This is a genomic window from Streptomyces sp. SID11385 (genome assembly GCF_010548245.1).
Lineage (GTDB): Bacteria > Actinomycetota > Actinomycetes > Streptomycetales > Streptomycetaceae > Streptomyces.
The window spans coordinates 1-650 of sequence record NZ_JAAGLR010000420.1 but is presented as its reverse complement, the minus strand read 5'-3'; the positions used below and the strand labels follow the sequence as shown (position 1 = coordinate 650).

General features: G+C 79.7%; 2 pseudogenes. Both read left to right on the top strand.

Annotated elements, in window-relative coordinates:
* Positions 1-211 (top strand): annotated as a pseudogene (locus G3I42_RS12875) (hypothetical protein); the annotation flags it as partial.
* A 117-nt stretch (positions 212-328) separates the two neighbouring features.
* Positions 329-650, top strand: a pseudogene (locus tag G3I42_RS12870) (serine protease); the annotation flags it as partial.

The following is a 650-nucleotide window of genomic DNA, read 5'->3' as shown; positions in this document are numbered from 1 at the left end:
CGGCGGCACCACGCGCACGGGCGCCGCCCGCCCCCTGCTCCTGTCGGCGCCCCTCCTCCCGGGCACCCCCGTGCTCCCGGTCGCGGCCCCGTACTCCGCCTTCGCGCTCTCGTCGGCCGGCGCGCCGCTCCCGAGCCCCCTCGTGGCCGGGACGGCGGAGCGGAATCCGACTCCCCAGCCCTCCCCGCAGCGCCCGGCGGCCGACGACTGACCGTCCCGCGCGGGGAGGCCGCCCGCAGCCCCTCGCCGCGTCCGCCCGCTCCCGCTCCGACCTGGTTCAATTTCCCTGTGCGCCGGTCCCGGTGGAGGGAGCGGCCGGTGGGTGGAGATGCGGGAGAGCATGGATCTCGGTGAGCGTGGCCGCGCCGGTGCGGACGGCGGCGGCCCGGTGGAGCCCTGGGCCAGGTACGACCCCTGGGGCAGCGCCCCCGCGACGCCGACCGGCACGCCGCTCGCCGACCCCTCGCCCGAGTCCGCCCCCGGACCCTCCCACGACCCCGGGCCGTCCCACGACCCCACCACCGAGCCCGGACCGCGGGCCCGGCGCCGTGGCGTGATCGTCGCCGTCACGCTCGCCGCGCTCGTCACGGGGACGCTCGGCGGTTACCTCGGAGCACGGTACGAACGCGACGGCGGCGCCCGCACGCTGG